The sequence below is a fragment of the Saccharopolyspora shandongensis genome, assembly GCF_900106995.1.
Lineage (GTDB): Bacteria > Actinomycetota > Actinomycetes > Mycobacteriales > Pseudonocardiaceae > Saccharopolyspora > Saccharopolyspora shandongensis.
Genome location: NZ_FNOK01000007.1, coordinates 165,600 through 188,269 on the forward strand (window position 1 = coordinate 165,600; position 22,670 = coordinate 188,269).

General features: G+C 70.0%; 20 protein-coding genes. 9 read left to right on the forward strand and 11 right to left on the reverse strand.

Going from position 1 to position 22,670, the window contains the following annotated elements:
* Position 1 precedes the first annotated feature (1 nt).
* The 3 genes from BLW84_RS10240 to BLW84_RS10250 all read right to left on the reverse strand — a co-directional run bounded on the left by BLW84_RS10240 (position 2) and on the right by BLW84_RS10250 (position 3,178).
* Positions 2-1,105, reverse strand: coding sequence for a pentapeptide repeat-containing protein (locus BLW84_RS10240; protein ID WP_093264141.1), 1,104 nt, complete (start codon positions 1,103-1,105; stop codon positions 2-4).
* Positions 1,098-2,240, reverse strand: coding sequence for a pentapeptide repeat-containing protein (locus tag BLW84_RS10245; RefSeq protein ID WP_093264144.1), 1,143 nt, complete (start codon positions 2,238-2,240; stop codon positions 1,098-1,100). Before BLW84_RS10245 ends, BLW84_RS10240 begins: the two co-directional genes overlap by 8 nt.
* A 200-nt stretch (positions 2,241-2,440) precedes the next feature.
* Positions 2,441-3,178: a lysozyme gene (locus BLW84_RS10250; protein ID WP_245761051.1), complete on the reverse strand. Its 738-nt coding sequence runs from the start codon at positions 3,176-3,178 to the stop codon at positions 2,441-2,443.
* 544 nt (positions 3,179-3,722) lie between these two features.
* Here BLW84_RS10250 and BLW84_RS10255 point away from each other — a divergent pair.
* Complete coding sequence (locus tag BLW84_RS10255) at positions 3,723-5,888, forward strand: putative bifunctional diguanylate cyclase/phosphodiesterase (protein ID WP_281247378.1); 2,166 nt, start codon at positions 3,723-3,725, stop codon at positions 5,886-5,888.
* Between the two features lie 377 nt (positions 5,889-6,265).
* On the opposite strand, the gene BLW84_RS10260 is transcribed toward BLW84_RS10255, so the two are convergent.
* Both BLW84_RS10260 and BLW84_RS10265 read right to left on the reverse strand, forming a co-directional pair.
* The gene (locus BLW84_RS10260; protein WP_093264146.1) at positions 6,266-8,140 is read right to left on the reverse strand and encodes a glycoside hydrolase family 15 protein; all 1,875 of its coding nucleotides are present in this window, start codon (positions 8,138-8,140) and stop codon (positions 6,266-6,268) included.
* Between the two features lie 42 nt (positions 8,141-8,182).
* Positions 8,183-8,764, reverse strand: a complete 582-nt coding sequence (locus BLW84_RS10265) for a type VII secretion system-associated protein (RefSeq protein WP_093264149.1) — start codon at positions 8,762-8,764, stop codon at positions 8,183-8,185.
* 172 nt (positions 8,765-8,936) lie between these two features.
* Here BLW84_RS10265 and BLW84_RS10270 point away from each other — a divergent pair, with 172 nt between their 5' ends.
* From BLW84_RS10270 to purM, 6 genes are all read left to right on the forward strand, one after another.
* Positions 8,937-9,359, forward strand: a complete 423-nt coding sequence (locus tag BLW84_RS10270) for a PRC-barrel domain-containing protein (RefSeq protein WP_093264150.1) — start codon at positions 8,937-8,939, stop codon at positions 9,357-9,359.
* A gap of 240 nt (positions 9,360-9,599) precedes the next feature.
* A complete protein-coding gene (locus tag BLW84_RS49855) occupies positions 9,600-10,772 on the forward strand; it encodes a S8 family peptidase (protein ID WP_093264153.1) in 1,173 nt (390 codons plus the stop codon).
* 240 nt (positions 10,773-11,012) lie between these two features.
* Positions 11,013-11,876: a helix-turn-helix domain-containing protein gene (locus BLW84_RS10280; protein WP_245761052.1), complete on the forward strand. Its 864-nt coding sequence runs from the start codon at positions 11,013-11,015 to the stop codon at positions 11,874-11,876.
* A 286-nt stretch (positions 11,877-12,162) separates the two neighbouring features.
* Positions 12,163-12,552: a sterol carrier family protein gene (locus tag BLW84_RS10285; protein WP_093264354.1), complete on the forward strand. Its 390-nt coding sequence runs from the start codon at positions 12,163-12,165 to the stop codon at positions 12,550-12,552.
* A 130-nt stretch (positions 12,553-12,682) separates the two neighbouring features.
* Positions 12,683-14,269 carry an amidophosphoribosyltransferase gene (purF, locus tag BLW84_RS10290; protein WP_425441703.1) on the forward strand — a complete coding sequence of 529 codons (1,587 nt, stop codon included), beginning with the start codon at positions 12,683-12,685 and terminating at the stop codon, positions 14,267-14,269.
* A 108-nt stretch (positions 14,270-14,377) separates the two neighbouring features.
* On the forward strand, positions 14,378-15,490 hold the full coding sequence (gene purM / locus BLW84_RS10295; RefSeq protein ID WP_093264155.1) for a phosphoribosylformylglycinamidine cyclo-ligase: 1,113 nt from the start codon (positions 14,378-14,380) through the stop codon (positions 15,488-15,490).
* A 645-nt stretch (positions 15,491-16,135) separates the two neighbouring features.
* Here purM and BLW84_RS10300 read toward each other — a convergent pair.
* Positions 16,136-16,324, reverse strand: coding sequence for a DUF3073 domain-containing protein (locus BLW84_RS10300; RefSeq protein WP_093264158.1), 189 nt, complete (start codon positions 16,322-16,324; stop codon positions 16,136-16,138).
* Positions 16,325-16,561: 237 nt separating this feature from the next.
* On the opposite strand from BLW84_RS10300, the gene BLW84_RS10305 reads away from it, so the two are divergent.
* On the forward strand, positions 16,562-17,449 hold the full coding sequence (locus BLW84_RS10305; RefSeq protein ID WP_363908797.1) for a DUF8083 family protein: 888 nt from the start codon (positions 16,562-16,564) through the stop codon (positions 17,447-17,449).
* Between the two features lie 112 nt (positions 17,450-17,561).
* On the opposite strand, the gene BLW84_RS10310 is transcribed toward BLW84_RS10305, so the two are convergent.
* The 4 genes from BLW84_RS10310 to BLW84_RS10325 all read right to left on the reverse strand — a co-directional run bounded on the left by BLW84_RS10310 (position 17,562) and on the right by BLW84_RS10325 (position 20,787).
* On the reverse strand, positions 17,562-18,371 hold the full coding sequence (locus BLW84_RS10310) for a methyltransferase domain-containing protein (RefSeq protein WP_093264162.1): 810 nt from the start codon (positions 18,369-18,371) through the stop codon (positions 17,562-17,564).
* Between the two features lie 148 nt (positions 18,372-18,519).
* Entirely contained in the window at positions 18,520-19,080 is a 561-nt protein-coding gene (locus BLW84_RS10315; RefSeq protein ID WP_093264163.1) for an RsiG family protein, read from the reverse strand.
* Between the two features lie 127 nt (positions 19,081-19,207).
* Entirely contained in the window at positions 19,208-20,350 is a 1,143-nt protein-coding gene (gene ygfZ, locus BLW84_RS10320) for a CAF17-like 4Fe-4S cluster assembly/insertion protein YgfZ (protein ID WP_093264166.1), read from the reverse strand.
* Positions 20,347-20,787 (reverse strand): Fur family transcriptional regulator, encoded by a 441-nt coding sequence (locus BLW84_RS10325; protein ID WP_093264169.1) that lies wholly within the window; start codon positions 20,785-20,787, stop codon positions 20,347-20,349. Before BLW84_RS10325 ends, ygfZ begins: the two co-directional genes overlap by 4 nt.
* 153 nt (positions 20,788-20,940) lie before the next feature.
* Here BLW84_RS10325 and BLW84_RS10330 point away from each other — a divergent pair, with 153 nt between their 5' ends.
* Entirely contained in the window at positions 20,941-21,789 is an 849-nt protein-coding gene (locus BLW84_RS10330; RefSeq protein ID WP_093264172.1) for an aminodeoxychorismate lyase, read from the forward strand.
* A gap of 331 nt (positions 21,790-22,120) precedes the next feature.
* Here the strand turns inward: BLW84_RS10330 and BLW84_RS10335 are convergent, their stop codons facing one another.
* Positions 22,121-22,633, reverse strand: a complete 513-nt coding sequence (locus BLW84_RS10335) for a DinB family protein (RefSeq protein ID WP_093264175.1) — start codon at positions 22,631-22,633, stop codon at positions 22,121-22,123.
* Positions 22,634-22,670 lie beyond the last annotated feature (37 nt).

The window sequence follows — 22,670 nt, forward strand, 5'->3', positions numbered from 1 at the left end:
GCTACGCGCTCGCGACCTGCCAGTCGTCGGGGAGGACGACCTCGCGGTCCGGGCCGGTCGTGATGCCGGTGTGCTGGATCTCGGCGTGGAACGTCGTGCCGCTCAGATCGGCGTCGTGCTCGAAGTGGACAGCGCGGAAGTCGGCCGGGCCGTGGAATTCCGCCCGCGTCATCAACACCGAGCCGGCGAACCGGCTGTCGGCGAACCGCGTCTGGCCGTGGAAGCGGGTCCGCCGGAAGCTCGCCCGGCCGTTGAACTCGACCCCGGGGAACCAGGCGCGCTGGTGGAAAACCGCGTCGTCGCAGCGGAACCGCCCGTACAGCCGCCCGGCGCCGACCGTCGTGCCGGTGAACCACACGTCGCCGTGGAACTCGCAGCGGCTGAAGTTGTTGTCGCTGAACAACTTCCCGTACCGCAGGAGCAACGAACCGACCTTCCGGTCGGACAGGTCGAAGTACTCCAGCGAGGCGTTGGTGAGGTCGAGGTCGTAGGCCGGCGCGGCCTCGTCACCGGCGGCCGGGAGCAGGTCGGCGATGAGCCGCTGTGCGGTCAGCCGCACCTGCAGCTTCCGTTCGGCGCCATCCTTCGCGTCCCGGGACCACTGCACGGGCCCGTCGTCGGCTTTCAAAGGGGTTCCGGCGGACGCCGGGGCGTTATCGCTGTGGCGGTGGTGCCAGAACGGTCGCCGCAGGTAGGAGCAAAGCACGTCGAGCACGGTCTGGGTGTAGTCGGCGTTGCTGCGGGCGAGCCCGGCGAGGGCGTGCAGCGCGCCGACCCGGACCTGATCGGCCTCGTGCCCGAGGAGTTCCACGGCGCGGGCGAAGCGCTCGTCGGCGACCCGGTCGCGGTCGAGGTCGGCCCGGCGGTTCTCCAACTCGTGGCGCTGCCGCTCGGTCTTCTGCCGCTCCTCCTCGACGCGCCTGCGCCGGTCGTTGAGCCAGAGCGCGTAGAGGGCGACGACCGAACCGGCGGCCAGCCCGCCGGTTCGCAGCGCATCCGCGCCGGTGGTCCGGGGATCGAAGACCAGCAAGGCGATGCTGACGCCGACGAGGACCACGACGGCGATGGCGATCGTCGCGATCAGCCCGATCTTGCGTTCACCCATGCGAGGGATTCTGCCCGACCTCGTGCGCCCGGATGCGTGCGCGATTCACATCCGACAGGGGCTCGAACGACCAGCCTTCCGGCACCTGGGCATCGGTCGAAGTGTCGACCTCGGTGTTGTACAGCGCGATGCTGGGCAGCGGCTCGCGCACGCGGAAGTCGACGCCGCCGTCGAAGCGCGCACGCCGGAGGTCGAGCGTGGTGTGGAAGGACGCGCGCTCGAAGGAGACGTGCGCGTTGCAATGCGCTTCCTGCATGTCCACCGCGCCGTGGAACTCGGCGAGCTCGAAGCTGAGCGGCGCGTGGTTGCGCACGCAGTGCAGGTTGGTCCGGCCGCGGAACACCGTCCCGGTCGCGCGCAGCGGGTGCAAGAAGGTGGCGTCGCCGAGGTCGACCTTGCCGAGGAAGACCGTCCCGTCGAAGTTCGTCTTGTGCCGGAACCAGCAGGCCTGGGCCTCGAAGGTGCCGACGACCCGGCCGGACAGGTCGAAGCGGTCCAAGCGGGCGGCCGCGACGTCGAGGTCGTAGCGCGGCGGATCCGCATCGGCGGTGGTCGGCAGCAGCGACACGAGGAGCTTGGCGGCGGTCTGCCGCACCGTGCGCTCGCGCTGCTGCTCATCGGTGACGTCGACAGCGCCCGCCCGGATCGTCCACTTCGGATGGTCGAAAGGCCGCCGGAGGTAGGAGCAGAGGACGTCGAGCACGGTTTGGGTGTAGTCGGGATGGTTGCGGGCGAGCCCGGCGAGGGCGTGCAGCGCGCCGACCCGCACCTGATCGGCCTCGTTGCCGAGCAGCTCGACCGACCGCGCGAAGCGCTCATCGGCGGCGCGGTCCCGATCCTGGTCGGTCCGCCGGTCTTCCAGGGCCTGCCGCTGCTGTTCGAGCGCGTAGCGCTGCCGATCCAGCTCCTGCCGCTGGCTGTCGAGCTCCTGCCGCTTCTCCTCGACGCGTCGGCGCCGGTCGTTGAGCCACAGGGCGTAGAGAGCGACCACCGATCCAGCCGCCAGCCCGCCGGTTCGCAGGGCATCGGCGCCGGTGGTCCGCGGATCGAAGATGAGCAAGGCGGCGCTGGCGCCCCCGAAGACCACGACGGCGACGGCGATCGTCGCGACCAAACCGATCTTGCGCTCACCCATGCGAGGGATTCTGCCCGGTACGGAGCGCAGCACTCGGAGATTGTGCGGAATAAGTGCCTCGCCTGGGTTTCAGAAGCGGCGGTTTCGCGCGAAACCGTCATCGGCACGCGGGGCGAACGACGGTTTCGCGCGAAACCGCCACCTACGCCCCAACCGCACGACGCGGTGCCGGGCTCGCCGGCACCGCGCGAGTTATGGCGTCAGCCGTTGGCCAGCGCTTGGAGGCGGTCGTAAGCGCCGTTGAACGTGTTCTTGTCCAGCGGCGACGACGTGTACTGCCAGATCGTCCACACGCCCCACTTGTAGGGGAGCTGGCCGACGGTGCTCGCGTAGCGGGCGACCCACAGCGGGTTCGTCGAGCTGAAGTCGCCGTCCACGCACTGGTTCCACCAGCTCGTGCTGGTGTAGATGACCGGCCAGCGCCCGGTCCGGGAGTGGTAGGTGTCGCTGAAGTCCTTGATCCAGGCCGTCATCCCGCTCTTGGACTTGCCGTAGCAGGTGGAGCCGTACGGGTTGTACTCCATGTCCAGCGCGCCCGGCAGCGTCTTGCCGTCCTTGGACCAGCCGCCGCCGTTGTCCACGAAGTAGTTGGCCTGCGCCGCGCCGCTGGAGCGGTCCGGCAGCGCGAAGTGGTACGAGCCGCGGATCATGCCCACGTTGTAGGAGCCGTTGTACTGCTGGGCGAAGTTCGGGTTCTTGTAGCCGGTGCCCTCGGTCGCCTTCACGTAGGCGAACCGCATGCCCTGGTTCCACCAGGAGCCCCAGTCCACATTGCCCTGGTGGCTGCTGACGTCCATGCCGGCCACCGTGGCCAGCGGATCGACGATGGGAGTGAGCAGCGGATCATCGCCGCCGCCCTCGTGCTTGCGGATCTGCGAGCCCATCGGGGTGTCGGTCTCGGTTCCGCTCGGTGGTTCGCCGGTCACCTGCGTGCTCATCGCGCTTTCCCTTCCTGGAAGGGGTGTGCTGGCTTGCGCGGGCGAGCACAGGAGCAGAACGCCTGCGCAGGCTGATACTAAGGAGACCAGTGATAATCGGCGACCACGTCCACTCGGAAGGTTCATCGGTGCCTCTCGGGGGTGTAGTTGCGGTGCGTCGTCGGGGGACCACGCGTCCTGCCCCGAAAGTGTGGCGAAGAGTTTTCTAAAGATGTAGATCCTGTGTTAGTTTTTAACCAGAATGGCTCAATCCGGACACCGCAAGTGAACCGGGCGGTCGTCGGGGTGGAGTTCGGAGCCGCGCACAACCTCTCGGCGGAGCTGTGCGTCGAAAACATCAGATCTATCACGGCAGCCGCGCTTCGGCGATCGACTGGTTGCGGACGGTAGTCGCCCACCGGGTGAGGCCTCCTGCATGGCCTGCTCGAACGAGGTGAGCGCCTACCCCGGGTGTCGTACCTGATGTTCGACCGCCGGACCGGTCCGGTCGTATGCTCCGAACGAACGGCCCAGGCGAGTAGGACGAGTGGAGGGCGCCCCAGGCATGACTGGCTGGACAGCGCCGGTGCCCAGCGCTCACGAGGTGGTCGCCGAGGTGAACCGAGCCGATCGACGACGCTTTGCCGCCGTTTGGGCGCAGGCCATGATGGGCACCAGTTACGTACCGATGACCAGCGCGGAGGTCGAAGGCCGCCTGTACGGCTACACCGACCGGCTGGTCGATGCGCTGCTCGGAGAGCCGTTCGACCCGTCCCCCGCGCGGGCGGTCGGCGTGGACCTGGTCGCCGTGCACTTCACCAGCGCGGAGTCTTTAGGCCGAACGATCGATCTCATAGGCGACGAGATCCTCAACATCCTGCAGCTGGATGACGGCTCGGTCTGGCGCGGGCGCGTTGCCGCACTGCAGGGCGCGCTGTGCGCAGGCTTCGTGCAGGCCGCGCGCAAGCGGACGCTGGACGAGCAGGAGGCCATCCGGCAGGCCGTGCTCGACGCGCGCGATGCGGTCGAACAGGCGCTGCGCACCAGCGAAGCCAGGTTCCGCGCGATCTTCGCCGAGGCCGCGATCGGCATCGGGATCGGCGACATGACCGGCCGGATCCTCGAGGTCAACGACTCGCTGGTGCGGATCATGGGCAGGCCCGGCGAGGAACTCCGCCGGATGCTGGTGCAGGACATGATGCATCCGGACGATCCCCACAGCACCTGGCGGCTGTACGAGGAACTGGTCCGCGGCGAGCGCGACCAGTTCCGGGTGGAGAAGCGGTTCGTCCGCCCCGACGGCGGCACCGTGTGGACCGAGCTGATCGTCTCCCTGGTCCGCGGCGAGGACGGCCTCCCGCTGTACCAGGTCGCGCTGATCGAGGACGTCACCGACCGGCGGCTGCTGCAGGAACGCCTGCGTCATCAGGCGATGCACGATCCGCTGACCAGGCTGCCCAACCGGGCGTTGTTCCTGGAGCGGCTCACCACGATCCTCGAGCAGCACGAACCCGACGAACGGGTGGCGCTGTGCTACATGGACCTCGACGGCTTCAAGGTCATCAACGACAGCCTCGGCCACCACGTAGGCGACGACCTGCTCCGGGCGGTCGCCGACCGGCTCGCCACCGCGGTGCACGGCGACGACCGGCTCGTCGCGCGGATGGGCGGCGACGAGTTCGTGATCGTGATCCAGAACTCGTTCGGCACCGACCAGGCCGTCGAGGTCGCCGACACCGTGCTCGACGCGCTGGCCCGGCCGATCCGCATCGGCGGCCACGAACTCTCCGTGTCGGCCAGCATCGGCATTGTCGAGCGACCGGTGTCCGGGCAGACCGCGGCCGAGCTGATGCGCGACGCCGACGTGACGCTGTACTGGGCGAAGTCCGACGGCAAGGGCCGGTGGGCGCTGTTCGACCCGGACCGCAACGCCACCGAGGTCGCGCAGTTCCACCTGTCGGCGAAGATGCCCGCCGCGCTGGAGCGCGACGAGTTCTACGTGGACTACCAGCCGCTGATCGGGCTGCGGGACTTCAACGTCGTCGGCGTCGAAGCGCTGGTCCGCTGGGCGCACCCGGAGCTGGGCCGGCTGGGGCCGGACCGGTTCATCGGGCTGGCCGAGGAGACCGGGCTGATCGTGTCGCTCGGGCGCTGGGTGCTGCGGAAGGCCTGCCTGCAGGCGAAGCAGTGGCAGGACGAGTTCGGGGCGGCGGCGCCTTTCGTCAGCGTCAACCTGGCGGTCCGGCAGTCGCGCGACCCGAACCTGGTGTCCGACGTGGCGGAGATCCTGGCGGAGACCGGGCTGGCGCCGTCGCGGCTGCAGCTGGAGCTCACCGAGAGCGCGATCATGGGCACCGCCGACGAGCCGCTGGACGCGCTGCGCGCGCTGTCCCGGATGGGCGTGCGGATCGCCATCGACGACTTCGGCACGGGGTACTCGAACCTGGCCTACCTGCGGCACCTCCCGGTGCACGAGCTGAAGATCGCGGGCTCGTTCATGGAGGGCCTGCGGGACGCGGAGCGGGCCGATCCGGTCGACGCGCGAATCGTCGGAACGCTGGTGGACCTGGCGCACGCCCTCGGGCTGACGGTCACGGCGGAAGGTGTGGAAACCCAAGCCCAGGCCCGCCGGATGGCGGACATCGGCTGCGAAACGGGCCAGGGCTACCTCTTCGCCCGCCCCGGATCACCAGAAGAGATAACGACGTTCATCACCGACCACCTCGACTGACCGTCGACCCCGGGTCCCGCCGATGATCCGCAGTTTCAATTGAGGTTTTTCCAACCTCAGTTTGCGTGGCGGTGCGGGTAGCGGAACCTCAGAGGCTCCCTGGTCTGTGGGTGCCCCTCCTGATGTATGTCCAATACGCGGCGGAGGGGCCGTCCTCGCCGAGGGAACCCCGGAGGGGTGGGCACCGTGAACCCGCGGCGGTGCAAGTGTCGTAGGTGGGCTATGCGCCTGCGGCGCATGCGACACCCCATCGACGTGCACCTTTGCGACCCGCGACTGCGGGCCGACCAGGATGAAAAACGCTCATTGAAACTGGGATCCGGTTTCAGTGGAAACCAGGTGTGCAGTTTCAATTGAAACTGCACGAGGTGCGGGGCTCAGGTGGTCGTGCGGGGGCCGTTGCGGCGGCTCTTGCGGTCCCGGGTGATGCCGCCGAAGAGGATCGCCGCCGAGTTCACCAGCGCCAGGTGGCTGAAGGCCTGCGGGAAGTTGCCGGTGAACCGGCCGTTCGCGCCGTCGTACTCCTCCGCGTACAGGCCGACGTCGTTGGTCAGGCCCACCAGCTCGGCGAACATCCGCTCCGCCTCCGCGCGCCGCCCGCCGTAGGCCAGCGCGTCGACCAGCCAGAACGAGCAGGCCAGGAACGCGCCCTCCCGCCCGGTCAACCCGTCGACCTCGCTGCGCCGATCACCGGTGCTGTACCGGTCGACCAGCACCCCGTCGTGCTGCAGCTCGCGCTGCACCGCCTCGACGGTGCGCACCACCCGCTCGTCGTCGCCGGGCAGGAACCCGACCGACGGCATCAGCAGCGTCGCCGCGTCCAGCGCCGTCCCGCCGTAGTACTGCGTGAACGCGCCGATCTCCGGGTTCCAGCCCCGCTCCAGGACCTCCGCGTGCACCGTGTCGCGGATCGTCCGCCACCGCTGCACCGGCCCCGGCAGCCCGTCCTCCTCCACGGCGCGGACGGCCCGGTCGAACGCCACCCAGACCATCACCCGCGAATGCGTGAAGTGGCGGTCCGGGCCGCGCACCTCCCACAGCCCTCGATCCGGCTGCTGCCAGATCTTCTCCAGGTGCCGCAGCATGCCGCGCTGCAACGCCCAGGTCTCCTCGCTCTCCGGCAGCCCGCGCTCGCGGGCCAGGTGCAGCATGTCCAGCACCTCGCCGTAGACGTCGAGCTGGATCTGCCGGAAGGCGGCGTTGCCGATCCGCACCGGCCCGGTGCCGCGGTAGCCGGGCAGCCAGTCGGCCTCCCACTCCACCATGTGCCGCTCGCCGTTGACGCCGTACATGATCTGCAGGTCGGCCGGATCGCCGGCGACCGCGCGCACCAGCCAGTCGCGCCACGCCGCGGCCTCCTCGGAGCAGCCGAAGTTCTCCAGCGCCAGCAGGACGAGGGTGGCGTCGCGCAGCCAGCAGTAGCGGTAGTCCCAGTTCCGGTTGCCCGGCAGGGCTTCCGGCAGCGAGCTGGTCGGCGCGGCGATGACGCCGCCGGTCGGCGCGTAGGTCAGCGCCTTGAGGGTGGCCAGCGACCGGAACACCGCGGCCGAGTGCGGCCCGTCGTAGCTGATCTTCCCGGTCCACTCCCGCCAGAAGTCCTCGCTGTCCTGGGTTTCCTGCTCCGGATCCATCGGCGCGGGCAGGTCCCGCACGTCCGGCGACCACTGCATCACCCAGGACAGCCGCTGCCCGGCGCGCACCGTGCGCACCAGCTCGTGCGCCCGCTCGTGCTCGGCGCGCTGCGGCAGGACGTCGCCGCGCAGCACCGCGGTGTGCGGGCCGGCGACGGCGAGGATGTACTCGTCCAGCACCGGCTCGGTTTCGCGCACCCGGCGCACCCAGGGCACCGCGTCGCCGTAGGCGAAGCGGACCACCCAGCGGAGCTTGATGTCCACCTCGCCGTCGAGGCCTTCGACGATCCGCACCAGGCAGGGCTGGTCGTGCTGGTTCTTCTCGTGCGGCGGCATGCAGTCGATCAACCGGATCGCCCCGGCGTCGGTGCGGAACTCCGTCTCCAGCACCAGGGAGTTGTCCCGGTACCGGCGGCGGACCTCCTGCACCGGCGCGGTCGGCGCGATCTGCCAGTGGCCGTCCCGCCCGTCGCCGAGCAGGCGGGCGAAGCACGACGGCGCGTCGAAGCGGGGCAGGCAGAGCCAATCGATCGACCCGTCCTTGCCGACCAGCGCCGCCGTGCGGAGGTCGGACAGCAGGGCGTAGTCCTCGATGAGCCCTGGCCCTTGATCGCCCGTCACACTGCCGAGGCTAGGCACGTCGCCCGGCCCCGGCCACCGGTCTCAGCCGCGCTGCTCGGCGGCCTCGGTGAGGACCCGGTTCGGGATCACAGCCTGGATCGCGTCGTGCATGTTCAGCCCCAGGTCGAGCCCGCCCAGCAGGTCCGGCAGCGCGGCCCCGGGCACCCGGCGGAATCCCGGCCAGTCCGCGGGAACCCGGGCGGCCGAGGTGCAGGCCGGCACCAGCTGGCTGCCATCGGAGAGCTCCGCGGTGTAGAGCATCGGGTCGTCCGCGCTCGGCGCGTAGAGCAGCACCTCGCCGTCGAGCACCGCCGCGGGCAGCTCGGACTCCGGCAGCTGGCCGGAGGCGATCTGCACCAGCACCTGTTCCAGCTCGTTGGCGGGTTCCAGCTGGTTCGCCGTCATCTCGGACGGCTCGTACTTGTCGTTGAACTGGAAGTCCTCGTCGATCTCGCCGTCGGCGTCGATGCGGTAGGCGCCCACGATGCCCTCCGGCGGGACCTCCTCGCCTTCGGCGGCGTAGCCGGGATCGGCGATGTACAGCCAGCTGTTGGGGTTCTGCTTGGCGTGCTCCCGCATTTCGGCGCTGATCGGCGGGGCGGGACGGTCGGCGGGCTGGGACATCGGAGCTCCGTAGGTCTGTTCGGGCCCCGGCGGGAGTGCCGGAGCTCGCCCCCGAGGGTGCCAGCCCCGGCGGAGTACTCGGTGGACGGTCGGCGAACCAGCCATTCCGAGGTGCCGCCGCGACCCTTTCGGGCGCAAACTGGCCTGGGAGGGCGAGGGGTAGGAGGCGGCGATGATCGGCCAGCGGGAAGCGTTGCGGATGTTCGGGTGCGAGGTCTTCGATCCGGAGGGCCAGCGGATCGGCATCGTCGGCCAGTTGTTCATCGACGACGACACCGAACAGCCGGCTTGGATCACCGTCCAAACTGGACTTTTCGGGACGAACGAGAGCTTCGTGCCGCTGGAGGGCGCGGCGTTCGACGGCGACACGCTCACCATCGCGGTCGACAAGGACGCCGTCCGGCGCGCGCCGCGGGTCAGCCTGCTGCAGGGCGATCTCCCGCTGGAGCAGGAGCGCGCGCTGTACCTCTACTACGGCATGACCTACGGCGTCGCCCCCGACGGCGCCGAGTCGATCGACGAGGTCGCCGAGGTCGAACCCGAGTACGTCGAGGCCGTTCGCCTCCGCCTGCGACGCTGGGTCGCGGCCACCTGAATCGCTCAAAACAGGCTTTAAAGAACAAATCACCGCGCCCGCCGGAAAACCCGGCGGGCGCGGTTTTACCTGCTCATTCCCGGTAGGCCTTCCAGAGATGGGAATTCGTTCACCCCACCGCCCGATTGTGTGGCGACAAATCGCCAACATCACCCGGACGAGTGTTTTCCCTGGTTACGTTCCGCTGCGAACCGCCTTTCGCTCGGCCCCACCCGAGCGAATGAACGTAGGAGGGGACACATGAGGAAGCTGCTGTACGGCACCGGGGCAGGGGTTGCCGCCGCCGCGCTCGTGTTCGCCGGTGCACCGGCAGGCGCGCAGCCGCAGATCGAGTTGGCGCCGCTGGCGCTGCACCCGCAGGCACAGGTGCAGGGCGCGGAGTCGGACGTCTACATCGTCAACCTCAAGGACGGCATCGCCCCGCAGGGCGTCGCTGAAGAGCTCGGCGTTCAGCCGCGCATCGTCTACAACACCGCGATCAACGGGTTCTCGGCGAAGCTGAGCCCGGAGGCGCTCGAGACCGTCCGCGCCAGCGGCAAGGTCGAGAACATCTCGCAGAGCTACCGCATCCAGGTCGAGCCGTCGAAGAAGGAAGCGGTCAGCTCGTGGGGCCTGGACCGGATCGACCAGCCGGACCTCCCGCTGGACGACAGCTACGCCCCCAAGGGCACCGGTGAGGGCGTCACCGCCTACATCATCGACACCGGCATCGACCCGTCGCACCCCGACTTCGGCGGGCGCGCCGAGATCGGCTTCGACGCCACCGGTGGCGACGGCTCCGACAAGCACGGCCACGGCACCCACGTCGCCGGCACCATCGGCAGCGAGACCTACGGTGTCGCCAAGGGCGCCAAGCTCGTCGGCGTCCGCGTGCTCGACGACCAGGGCAGCGGCACCACCGAGCAGGTCGTGTCCGGCATCGACTGGGTCGCGCAGAACCACTCCGGCCCGTCGGTGGCGAACATGTCGCTGGGCGGCCCGAAGGACCCGGCGCTGGACGAGGCCGCGACCAACCTGGTCAACAGCGGTGTCTTCCTCGCGGTGGCGGCCGGTAATGAAAGTCAGGACGCCGAGAACGTGTCCCCGGCCAGCGCGGAAGGTGTGTTCACCACCGCTGCCTCGGACAATGCCGACGGCTCCGCCGAGTTCACCAACTTCGGCGCCAGCGTCGAGGGCTACGCCCCCGGCGTGGACATCGTGTCGACCGTGCCCGGCGGTGGCACCGAGACGATGAGCGGCACCTCGATGGCCAGCCCGCACGTGGCCGGCGTCGGCGCGCTGTACCTGCAGGCCAACCCCGACGCGAAGCCCGCGGACGTGATCTCCGGGCTGCAGGGTCAGGCCTCGAAGGGCGTGATCCAGAGCGCTCCGGACGGCACCATCGCCGACCTGCTGCAGATCGGCGACCTCTGATCCGGTAGCAGTGCGACACGCGGGCCCTTCCTGGATCGCCAGGAAGGGCCCGTCCGCGCTTGACGTCGAGCCGCGCGGGAGCCTTTCCCGCTGCTTGGCGACTCGACGTCTATTGCTCCATCCGGGGGATCTGGGGACGCGGCCAAAAGGGGTCAATCAAAGGTCGATCCACTGCATCCGGCGAAAGTCGGTTCCAGCGGTCGTTCCCGGTGGATACGTTGCCAACACGGGGGTGTTTCAGTGTCCGTCGCGGTGCCGGTGTCGAATCGGTACTGCTGGGGGCACATCGAGGAGGGGTGTGCCGTGCTACCCGGATACACCGAGGAACTGACGCAGTCGCCGACTGCGGTGGACGAGCCGGCCAGGGAGACCGCCACGACCGAGCCGCTGACCGAGCGGGCGGTTCGGGCGCAGGTCGCGTCGGTGACGCGCGCCGCCCGGGCCCAGTCGGGCAACGGCGGCGTGCTGCAGGTCGTGCACGGGGCCAAGCGGGTCGGCTGGGCCGCGTACGAGCTGCAGCGCAACGCGACGCAGCTGGTCCAGGGCGTGGCGAAGCCGCCGTACGTGACGACGGGTCCGCTGGACTCGCTGGAGTCGCGCAAGCTCGCCGAGGGCGTCCAGTACCAAGTGCTTTACGACCGGTCCGCGCTGGCGCGCCCGCCGCAGCTGGACATCACCACCAAGCTGGTCGCGATGGGCGAGCAGGCGCGGGTGATCCACATGGCGCCGACGAAGCTGATCATGGTGGACAACGAGATCGCGCTGCTGCCGCTGACGGTGAGCGAGACCTCGGTGGAGAGCGCCGTGGTGGTGCGCAGCTCGGCGATGCTGGCGGCGATAGCCAGGATCTTCGAAGACCTGTGGCGCTTCGCGGCGCCGTTCACCGCGGACCAGGACCTGTCGGGACACGAGCTCCAGCCGACGGAGGAGGAGCGGTGGATCCTGTCGCTGCTCGCCTCCGGCGCCACGGACGACACGATCGGCAGGCTGATGGGCTTCAGCGCGCGCACGGCACACCGCCGGGTGCGTGAGCTGATCTCGCGGCTCGGCGTGGAAACCCGCTTCCAGGCAGGGATGCAAGCGGTCAAGCTCGGCTGGCTCTGAGCCCGGGGTGATCCGCAGTTTCAATTGAAACTGCGGATCATCGGCGTGTCGCACCCCGACATGCCGACGCCTGTGGACAACTTCCGCAATTTCAATTGCGTGTCCCTGGTCCGGAGGAGGGCCGTGCCCGGTGCCGGGAGTTCGGAGTCCGGGTCTGGAGTCAGGGTGCCTGGAGTCGGAGTGCCTGGAGTCCGGGTCTGGAGTCAGGGTGCCTGGAGTCGGAGTGCCTGGAGTCCGGGTCTGGAGTCAGGGGTTTGGGTGTCGGGTGCGTTCGTAGGCTTTGGGCATGCCCAGTCGCCGTGCCGTTGATCCCCAGGAAATGCGCGATGCCGTGCTGGCCGTTCGGTCTTGGCTGGACGACGCGGCGCAGAAGCCCGCCCGGGCCGAGCTCGCCGCCGCCGTGCGGTTGAGCCTGCGGACGTTGGAGCAGGTCGCGCCCGGCAACAGCGTCGAGGTTCGGGTGCCGCCGTTCGCGGCCGTGCAGTGCGTCACCGGCCCGCGGCACACCCGTGGCACGCCGCCCAACGTCGTCGAGACCGACCCGCGCACCTGGTTGCTGCTGGCGACCGGGCGGCTCGACTGGGCCGCCGCCGTGGAGCGCGGCGAGCTCACCGCCTCCGGCTCCCGCTCGGACGTTTCGCAGTGGCTTCCGCTGGTCCGGATCGACGAGCCGTGACCGAACCTGCACGTCGCGTCGATGGCGAACCGCGGATGAGATGGCGGACACGCATCGGGGCGGAGTTGGGCCGGTTGCCACCTGTTTACACTGAGGTGTAACTCCGGCTTCGTCCTCCAGGGAGTTCTCGGTGGTCACCGACCGGCCCGAACCGGCAAACGCAAGTACCCCAACGGATCTCTCCAGCCTTGAGCGCGACATCCCCCGCGAGGAATGCGGCGTCTTCGGCGTCTGGGCACCCGGCGAAGAAGTCGCCAAGCTCAGCTTCTACGGGATCTTCGCCCTCCAGCACCGTGGCCAGGAGGCCGCCGGCATCGCCGTCGGCGATGGCTCGCAGGTGCTCGTCTACAAGGATCTGGGCCTGGTCAGCCAGGTCTTCACCGAACAGACCCTGGCGTCGCTGCGCGGCCACGTCGCCGTCGGGCACGCCCGGTACTCGACGACCGGCGGCGGCAGCTGGGAGAACGCCCAGCCGACCTTCCGCACCACGGTCACCGGCAGTGGCCTGGCCCTGGGTCACAACGGGAACCTGGTCAACACGGCCGAGCTGCTGGAACGGGTCGTCGCCGAAGGCCTCGACACCACGGCCAACACGTCCTCGCCGGCCAACGGCTGCGAGCGGGCCACCAGCGACTCCGACCTGGTGACCGGCCTGCTGGCCGCGCTCGCCGTGGACAAGGGTCTTGAACAGGCCGCGATGGAGCTGTTCCCGACGGTCCGCGGCGCGTTCTCGATGGTCTTCTGCGACGAGCAGACGCTCTACGCCGTGCGCGACCCGCAGGGCGTCCGCCCGCTGGTGCTCGGCCGGCTGGAACGCGGCTGGGTGGTGGCCAGCGAGACGGCCGCGCTGGACATCGTCGGCGCGTCGTTCGTCCGCGAGGTCGAGCCCGGCGAACTGATCGCCATCGACGGGGACGGGCTGCGCTCCCAGCACTTCGCCAGCCCGAAGCCGAAGGGCTGCATCTTCGAGTACGTCTACCTGGCCCGCCCGGACACCACGATCTCCGGCCGCTCGGTGCACGGCACCCGCGTCGAGATCGGCCGCCGGCTGGCCAAGGAGCACCCGGTCGACGCCGACCTCGTGATCCCGGTGCCCGAGTCGGGCACGCCCGCGGCGATCGGCTACGCGCAGGCCTCCGGCATCCCCTACGGCAACGGCCTGGTGAAGAACTCCTACGTCGGCCGGACCTTCATCCAGCCGTCGCAGACCATCCGCCAGCTCGGCATCCGGCTCAAGCTGAACCCGCTGCGCGAGGTGATCCGCGGCAAGCGCCTGGTCGTGGTGGACGACTCGATCGTCCGCGGCAACACCCAGCGCGCCCTGGTCCGGATGCTCCGCGAGGCCGGCGCGATCGAGGTGCACGTCCGGATCGCTTCGCCGCCGGTGAAGTGGCCGTGCTTCTACGGCATCGACTTCGCCTCCCGCGCTGAGCTGGTCGCCAACGGCCTGGACATGGACGGGGTGCGCCGCTCGATCGGCGCGGACAGCCTCGGCCACGTCTCGCTGGACGGGCTCGTCGCCGCCACCGAGCAGCCCCGCACCCGGCTGTGCGCGGCCTGCTTCGACGGCGACTACCCGATCCCGCTGCCGGAGGACGCCCGGATCGGCAAGTACCTGCTGGAGGGCCTCAACCAGGCCGAACGCGGTATCGCGGGACCGGCCGAACCGGTGCTGCCGAGCAGCTACGGCGCGGCCGACGCGCTCCAGCGGCCCTGAGAATCGCACCGTTCCCGCACCCGGGTTCGCCATCGGCGCGTAGCGTTGTCCGTGCTACACATGCGCGTCCGGCGAATCGCAAACTCGCACCAAGATGTGGAGCCAGTCGTGTCCGAAGACCTGCTCGCAGGGTCTGCCCAGACCGGTAGTCCGAAAGCCACCTACGCCGCCGCTGGCGTGAGCATCGAGGCCGGTGACGAGGCGGTCGAGAAGATGCGCCCGTGGGCGAAGCGCGCGACCCGGCCGGAGGTGATCGGCTCGCTCGGCGGCTTCGCCGGACTGTTCCAGCTCAAGCTCGACCGCTGGAAGGAGCCGGTGCTGGCCTCCTCCACGGACGGCGTGGGCACCAAGCTCGCGGTCGCGCAGGCCATGGACTTGCACGACACGGTCGGCATCGACCTGGTCGCGATGGTGGTGGACGACCTGGTGGTGTGCGGCGCCGAGCCGCTGTTCCTGCAGGACTACATCGCGGTCGGCAAGGTCGTGCCGGAGCGGATCGCCGACCTGGTCAAGGGCATCTCGGAGGGCTGCGTGCAGGCCGGCTGCGCGCTGCTGGGCGGGGAGACCGCCGAGCACCCCGGCATGATGGCGCCCGGCGAGTACGACATCTCGGCCACCGGCGTCGGCGTGGTCGAGGCGGACGCGATGCTCGGCCCGGACAAGGTCCGCCCGGGCGACGTGGTGATCGCGATGGGCTCGTCGGGCCTGCACTCCAACGGCTACTCGCTGGCCCGGCACGTGCTGCTGGACATCGCCCGGATGCCGCTGGAGGGCCACGTCGAGGAGTTCGGCCGGACCCTCGGCGAGGAGCTGCTCGAACCGACCCGGATCTACGCAAAGGACTGCATGGCGCTGGCGGCGGAGGCGGGCGTGCGGACCTTCGCGCACGTCACCGGCGGCGGGCTGGCGCAGAACCTGGCGCGGGTGATCCCGTCGGGGCTGACCGCGACGCTGGACCGGGGCAGCTGGACGCCGGACCCGGTGTTCCGGCTGATCGCCCAGCGCGGCCGCGTCGAGGCCGACGAGATGGAGCGCACCTTCAACATGGGCATCGGCATGGTCGCGGTGGTGACGGCCGAGGACGTGGACCGCGCCCTCGCGGTGCTCACGGCTCGCCACGTGCCGGCCTGGGTGCTGGGCGATATCGCCAAGCAGCCAACGGTCGAAGGCACGAACGAAGAGGACCGAGTGGTTCTCCGCGGCAACCACCCGCGTTTCTAGCCTGTTTTCCAAACGCGTTCTGCGTGGCGGTGCGGGTGGCGGAACCTCAGGAGTCTTGTCGCTGTGGGATCCCCGACATCATGAATGACCAATTCACCACGTCGGGGCTGTCCTCGCGAGAAGACCTCTGAGAACCCGCGGTGGTGCCGGTTGCGCAGGTGGGCTAAGCGGCTTCGCCGCTTCAAAGATCGAGCGCGTTCACGGGCGCGGTTCGGGTTCTGTCCCGGGCCGCGCCCGAAACGTGTGATCACGACCGGGAATCCCGATGGGGTCTCGGTCGTTGAAACGAGTGCCGGCGTGCGCGCGTGCCCCCGGGCTCCAACTATCGCCTGCTGGGAATACCGTTCGGCTGGAGCCCAGTAGCGCCACCCGCCGAGAGGCGGCCCGCGCGCGCCGGCTCCGTCTTGCCCGCCGGACTTCCGCGCGTGCGTTCGCCTTTTCGCTCAGGCCTTTTCGGACGGCAGCACACAGACGTGAGTGGCGTCGCCGGTGAACCCGGCAACGCCACTCACGGTGCTCCTCCTATGTGGGACTTGCGAACTCGTCAACCCCACCCGCTCCTTGACATCGGGTCAGACGAACGACTCCGACGTACCTCGCCGTCGAGCGAACAGCTTTCAACCGCTGCCCTCGTGGAGAAGTGCTTCAACGTCGGTCGTAGTCGTAGTCGTCGTACCCATCGTCGCGCGAGTCATCGCGGTCCTCACGGGACCACTCGCCGGACTCCGAGACGGACAGCTCGCGCTGCAACGCCTCTATGTCCATGGACGGGGAACTGTACTTCAGCTCGCGGGCCACCTTCGTCTGCTTGGCCTTAGCCCGGCCGCGCCCCATGGCTCGACCCCCTCGCACAGGGTTGCGGGGCGGACAGGGGAATGTCGGCCCCGCATGATCTCGACAACTTTTCCTGTAACTACCGTACCGTGTCGAGGCGGTTGAACGCGACGTGGTGCCATGACTGAGTGCCCGTGTCTTGGGTGACGTCCAACTCTCCCCCTCCGAACGCCCTTCCCGCACCTGTTTTCCCTGCCCGGAGAGCCAGCCGCAGGCGGTCCCGGGGCGCATGACACGATGCTCGCTGTGCCAGAGCCGTTCGTCGCCTACCTGAGGGTGTACGAGCCCCTGACGGCCTTCGACTCGCCGCTGCGCGAGGAGCTCGAGGCGGCCGTCGCGCAGGGGCCGGTCGACCCGTTCGACGCCGGGCTGCGGGAGCAGGACGTCTGGCTGCGCAGCCAGCTCGCCTCGCCGCCCCGGCTGCTGCCCGGCGAGACCGCCGACGGTGCGGTCGCGGGCATCGGCGACGTGCTGGTGCTCGATCCGGCGGACGTGCCGAGCGCGCCGGCGGCCACGGTGGGGCCGGGTCCGCTGGTCTGCCCGCTGGACCTGCGCGGGCGATCCGCCGCGGCGCTGGTCGGCTTCCTGGGCGACGCGGAGGTCCCGCTGCGGACCGCGGCGCTGCAGGTGCCCGCGGAGAAGGCCAAGGTGCGCGCCACCGCGGTGGTCAGCGAGCTCGCGGGCGGCGGGGTGCACGTGCTGTCGTCCACCTGGACCGTCCCGCTGCCGTGGTTCGTGCTGATCGATCCGGCGGAGCGCTGCGTGTTCACCGAGCCGGGCCGGCGCCGGGTGTGCTGGCGGGCGGCGATGGCCGACGCGCGGCGCCGGGTCGCCCGGGCGCACTCGATCGGCCGGAAGTCCATCGGGGAGGAAGGGCCGACCCGGATCCTGCGGGAGACCGGCCGCTGGCTGGAGCGCTTCCACCCGCATTCGGCGGTGGAGCTGGACTACGGCGGCCTGGTGCAGCTGATGACGTCCAGCGATCTGGACGCCGACACGTCGGCGGAGGACGTGCACGCGATCGTCGACGCGATGGAAGCCGACGACGCCGAAGACGTCGCGACCCACTACGAGACCTTGCGGGACTTCTGGGCGGAATTCGCGGCCCGCGAACGCCACAACTGACGACTGATGCGCCACGCGCCTCTTGCGGCGGCGCTACGGGTGCTTAGCGGGGCCGTGAGCGTTTCGGGGCGCCACAACACCCCAAAACGCTCACGGCTCGTGCTTGGGCGAGTCAGGGGCGGCAGGTGATCTCGCCGTTCAGGACGGCGAACCAGCCGTCCTCGGCGTCGATCCAGGCGTGCCAGGCCGATGCCAGTTCTTCCAGCTCCTCGCGCGTCGTCAGGCCGCGCCCGAGGGCCTGCTCGGCGAAGGACGACCGGCGGATTCGGTCCGCCCACAGGTTTCCCCACCAGGAGCGCTCTTCTGGCGCTGCGAAGCACCACGCCGACGCCGTGCACGTGATGTCCTCGAAGCCCGCCTCCAGCGCCCAGGTCTTGAGGTACCGGCCCCCGTCGGGGAAGGCCTGGTTGCTCTGCGCCACCTGCCGGTAGAGCTCCAGCCAGCGGTCCAGGCCCGGGTTGTCCGGCGACCAGCGCATGCCGCCGTAGTCCGCGTCGCGGGCCGCCACGACGCCGCCCGGCTTGCACACGCGCCGCATTTCCCGAAGCGCCGCAGGCGGATCGGTCAGGTGCTGCAGCACCTGGTGCGCGTGCACGACGTCGAAGGAGTCGTCGGCGTAGGGCAGGCCGTAGACGTCCGCGTTGGCGAAGGCGATGTTGTCCAGGCCGCGTTCGGCGGCGCCGGCGCGGGCGATCTCCAGCGGCTCGTCGACGTTGTCGATGCCCAGCACCTCGCCGGGGCCGACCAGGGCGGCGAAGTCCAGCGTGATGGTGCCCGGCCCGCAGCCGATGTCGAGCACGCGGGTGCTCGGCCGCAGGTGCGGGATCAGGTAGGCGGCGGAGTTCCCGGCGGTCCGCCAGCGGTGCGACCGCAGCACGCTCTCGTGGTGTCCGTGGGTGTACGTGTCCGGCTGCGCAGTCATGACATCCATCTCAAAATATGGGAGATCAGTACCAATATGTGAGCGTACTCCGAGGAAACACCAGTTGGGAAGGAAATGAGAAGCCCGCGGGTGATTGATCCGGATCAATCACCCGCGGGCTGGGACGTCTACTGGGGACGAAAGGGGTTCAGCGCCGGTCGCGTTCCTCCGCGAGCCGGTCGTCCACGGATGCCGCGCCCTCGCGGTAGCGGCGGGCGATGTCCGCGTTCAACCGGTCCACCACGCCCTGCACCTCCCGGCGGCGCCGGGACACCGAGTCCTCCTCCGCGGTGTAGGCGCCGAGGGCCTGGTCGAGCTTGGCCTCCGACAACGACATCACGTCCGAGAGGTCGACGTCGGAGATCAGCGCCTCGACGTGCCTGCGGTGCGCCTCGGCCCGCGACGGCTCGGTCGTCTGGTGGCGGCCGGAACCGGCCGCCGGCCCGACGGCGTTGTCCGACAGGATGTTCACCAGCTGCTCGACGACCGAGGCGGAGCCGCCCTCGCGGCGCCGCCGCTGCTCGGCGCGCACGATGTCGATCCGCGCATGCAGCACCCGGCGCAGGTAGGAGAGATCCGTTTCCTCCTGCGCCGCTTCGTCCCGCAACGCGCGCACCTCGCCGAGCGTGCGCTGTTCGATATCGCTGGTGTAGTCCGGGGCCAGGACCCTGTCGATTCGGCGCCGTCCACCCGGGCGGACTTCGATCACGTGGCCATCCTCCGGCAATTCGGTGCAGTTCGCCAACAGTTCGGGTGATGTTGTTTCAACAACGGTGCTTTCCCGCCGCGTTGGATCACGCGCGGGACAGCGCCTCCAGACATACCCGCCTCGTCAACTACCGGCCGCGCAGCCCCTGGGCCGCGATCCGCCCCGGCGGCTCGCCGGTGTCCGGCGGCACCGAGTCGGGATCCACCGCGGCCGCCACCGCGCGATCCTGCTCCGGATCGCCGGCGACCAGCTCGCCGTCCACCGGCGCCGACCGCTTGAGCAGCGCCAGCGCCACCGGCCCGAGCTCGTGGTGCTGCACCACGCTGCCCACCCGGCCGACCTTGCGCTCGCCGAGCCACACCGGATCACCGGTCTCCGGCAGGATCTCCGCCGAACCGTCCAGGTGCAGCAGCACCATCCGCCGCGGCGGCTTGCCGACGTTGTGCACCTTGGCGACGGTTTCCTGGCCGCGGTAGCAGCCCTTGGCCACGTGCGCCGCCACGTGCACCCAGCCGAGCTCGTGCGGGATCGCGCGCTCGTCGGTGTCCAGCCCGACCCGCGGCCGCAGCGCCTCCACCCGCAGGGCCTCGAAGGCGAGCGTGCCGGAGGGCCGGATGCCGGCATCGGTCAGCTTCGTCCACCACTCCACCAGCGATGCGCGCGGCACCACGAGGTCGATGGTGGGCAGCGCGCGGAACGGCACGTAGCGGCTGAAACCGCCGCCGGGCAGGGATTTCACCTCGTACGGTTTGGACGGCACCGGCGCGAACTGGGCGAGGATGCCGCCCGCGTCCGGGCCGATCGCGGTCAGCACCGCGAATTCCTCGCTCGCGTCCCGAGGCTCCACTTTGGACCAGAAACGCATGGCGTCGAGGTACTCCAGCAGCGACTGCCTGCCGTCCACGCCCATCGTCGGCAACGCGCTGGTGGCCTGGGCCCCCGCATCGGCGTCCAGGTAGACGACGCCTTCGTGGTGCGCGACGAGCACGTGGCAATCGACGCGGCCCTGGCTGTCCAGCACCAGCGCCTCGGTGCCCTGCCCGTCCGGCAGCTCCGTCAGGTGCTGCGAGAGCACCAGATGCAGCCAGCTCAGCCGTTCCTCGCCGGGCACCGCGATGACCTGCCGGTGCGAGCGGTCGACCAGCACCGCGGAGCGGGTCGCCGACCGCTGCTCGGCGAACGGGTCGCCGAAGTGCCAGGGCACGCCGGCGTCCTCCGCATCCTCCGGCGCGGGCACCGCACCCGGCAGGTCCAACAGGGGTGAGCTCATCGGCGCTCCTCGGCGGCGTCGGCGTTGCGGCAGTTCCGGCACGTGCCGGACAGGGCCAGATGGGTGGCGTCCAGGGCGAACCCGAACCGCGCGAGCAGGTCGCGGCACAGGTCGTCCAGCAGGTCGGTCGAGACCTCGTCGATGGTCCCGCAGCGGTGGCACGCCAGGTGGACGTGCTCGTGCTCCTCGGCGGAGTAGGTCGGCGCGCCGTGCCCCAGATGCGTGTGCCGCACCAGGCCCAGCTCCTCGAGCAGGTCCAGGGCGCGGTAGATCGTCGTGATGTTGACCGTCGATGCGGTGCCCTGCACGCGCCGGCAGACCTGCTCCGGCGTCGCGTGCCCGAGCTCGCGCACCGCGTCCAGCACCAGCTGGCGCTGCGGTGTCATCCGCATGCCGCGTTGGTGCAAGGTGCTGCGCAGCGATCCCTGGTCGCTCAATGCCCGCTCCTGTGCTCGGCGCGCTTGAAGTCCCTTCGATCGTAACTCCGCGCCGGAATGCTCGGATCGGCTCGTTGAGCGGTGCGGGTGGTGTTGCCGGTTGTGTGCGCGGGGCGGCCGTTGCCGGCGGCGCGGAGGTTCTAGGCTTCCGGCATGCGCGTACTGGCACTTTTGGACGGGACCCTCGTTGATCCGGAGGCGCCGCTGTTCCGCGCCGACGACCTCGGCGTGATGCGCGGCGACGGCATCTTCGAGACGATCCTGGTCGCCGACCGGAAGCCGAGGGAGCTCGGGCCACACCTCGACCGGCTGGAGCGCTCCGCCGGCCTGATGCAGATGCGGCTGCCCGAGCGCGCCGCGTGGGAACGCGTCGTGCAGACGGTCATCGACAACTGGCCGTGGGACACCGACCCGCAGATGGCGCTGAAGCTCGTGTGCACCCGCGGCGTCGACGGCGGCGACGGCACCCCCAACGGCTTCGCGATGGGCATGCAGATCGGTCCGGACACGCTGCGCAAGCGCGCCGAGGGCGTCGCGGCGGTGACGCTGGAGCGGGGCTACGCGCCGGACCTGATGGACCGCGCGCCCTGGCTGCTGCTGTCCGCGAAGACCCTGTCGTACGCGGTGAACATGGCCGCGATGCGGGAGGCCGAGTCGCGCGGCGCGGACGAGGTGATCTTCACCGCCACCGACGGTTCGGTCCTGGAGGGGCCGACCTCGACGGTCGTCATCGCGCAGGGCCGCACGCTGCTGACCACGCCGCCCAGCTCGGGCATCCTCAAGGGCACCACCCAGGGCGCGCTGTTCCGCGCCGCGGAGGAGGCGGGCTGGAAGACCGAGGTGGCGAAGTTCCCGACCTCGGCGCTGTTCGAGAGCGACGGCGTGTGGCTGGCGTCGAGCATCCGGCTGATGACGCAGGTGCACACCATCGACGGCACCGCGGTCAAGACCGACGCCGACCTGCACGCCGAGATCAACCGCCTCTACGAGTCCAACTACTGATCAACGACACCGTCACCTGTGGATAACTCCCGCAATTTCCATTGAGCGTTTTTCATCCTGGTCGGCCCGCAGTCGCGGGCCGCAAAGGTGCACGTCGATGGGGTGTCGCATGCGCCGCAGGCGCATAACCCACCTACGACGCTTGCACCTCCGCGGGTTCACGGTGCCCACCCCTTCGGGGTTCCCTCGGCGAGGACGGCCCCTCCGCCGTGTATTGGACATACATCAGGAGGGGCACCCACAGGCCAGGGAGCCTCTGAGGTTCCGCCACCCGCACCGCCACGCAAATCGAGGTTGGAAAAACCTCAATGGAAATTGCGGTTCCGCCAGGTCAGCCCATGGTCTTCTGGCCGTCGATGGTCTCGCGGATGATGTCGGCGTGGCCCGCGTGCTGGGCGGTCTCCGCCACGACGTGCAGGAGCGCCCGGCGCACCGTCCAGCGCTGGCCCTTCTCCTCCTGCCAGGGAGCGTCCGGCAGGAGGTGGGAGAGGTCCAGGTCCGGCAGGCTCGCGACGATCTCGTCGGTCCGCTCCGCCACCGCCGCGTACTCCGCCAGCAGCGATTCCAGCGTTTCCTCGTCGGTCGGGTGGAAGGTCGCCGCCTGCTCGGCGAACGCCGCCTCGTCGTAGGCGTCGAACTTGCGGCCGTTGCGGATGAAGTCGGCCCAGCTCCGCTCGACCTCGGTCACGTGCTTGATCAGCCCGCCGAGGTACAGCTCGCTCTTGGTCGGCCGCAGGCGGGCCTGCTCGTCGGTGAGGTTCTGCACCGTGTGCCGCAGGAATCCGCGGTGCGCCCGCAGGAGTTCCAGGATGTCGGCGCGCTCGCCGGTGAGAGTGCTGGTCATGCTCTGCCTGCCTCGGGTTCGTCGGTCAGCTGGCTTG

Excerpts from the sequence above, each read along its gene's own strand:
- BLW84_RS10240 (WP_093264141.1), bottom strand. The coding sequence starts at position 1,105 with ATGGGTGAACGCAAGATCGGGCTGATCGCGACGATCGCCATCGCCGTC.
- BLW84_RS10245 (WP_093264144.1), bottom strand. The coding sequence starts at position 2,240 with ATGGGTGAGCGCAAGATCGGTTTGGTCGCGACGATCGCCGTCGCCGTC.
- BLW84_RS10250 (WP_245761051.1), bottom strand. The coding sequence starts at position 3,178 with ATGAGCACGCAGGTGACCGGCGAACCACCGAGCGGAACCGAGACCGAC.
- BLW84_RS10255 (WP_281247378.1), top strand. The coding sequence starts at position 3,723 with ATGACTGGCTGGACAGCGCCGGTGCCCAGCGCTCACGAGGTGGTCGCC.
- BLW84_RS10265 (WP_093264149.1), bottom strand. The coding sequence starts at position 8,764 with ATGTCCCAGCCCGCCGACCGTCCCGCCCCGCCGATCAGCGCCGAAATG.
- BLW84_RS10270 (WP_093264150.1), top strand. The coding sequence starts at position 8,937 with ATGATCGGCCAGCGGGAAGCGTTGCGGATGTTCGGGTGCGAGGTCTTC.
- BLW84_RS49855 (WP_093264153.1), top strand. The coding sequence starts at position 9,600 with ATGAGGAAGCTGCTGTACGGCACCGGGGCAGGGGTTGCCGCCGCCGCG.
- BLW84_RS10285 (WP_093264354.1), top strand. The coding sequence starts at position 12,163 with ATGCCCAGTCGCCGTGCCGTTGATCCCCAGGAAATGCGCGATGCCGTG.
- BLW84_RS10300 (WP_093264158.1), bottom strand. The coding sequence starts at position 16,324 with ATGGGGCGCGGCCGGGCTAAGGCCAAGCAGACGAAGGTGGCCCGCGAG.
- BLW84_RS10305 (WP_363908797.1), top strand. The coding sequence starts at position 16,562 with ATGCTCGCTGTGCCAGAGCCGTTCGTCGCCTACCTGAGGGTGTACGAG.
- BLW84_RS10310 (WP_093264162.1), bottom strand. The coding sequence starts at position 18,371 with ATGACTGCGCAGCCGGACACGTACACCCACGGACACCACGAGAGCGTG.
- ygfZ (WP_093264166.1), bottom strand. The coding sequence starts at position 20,350 with ATGAGCTCACCCCTGTTGGACCTGCCGGGTGCGGTGCCCGCGCCGGAG.
- BLW84_RS10330 (WP_093264172.1), top strand. The coding sequence starts at position 20,941 with ATGCGCGTACTGGCACTTTTGGACGGGACCCTCGTTGATCCGGAGGCG.
- BLW84_RS10335 (WP_093264175.1), bottom strand. The coding sequence starts at position 22,633 with ATGACCAGCACTCTCACCGGCGAGCGCGCCGACATCCTGGAACTCCTG.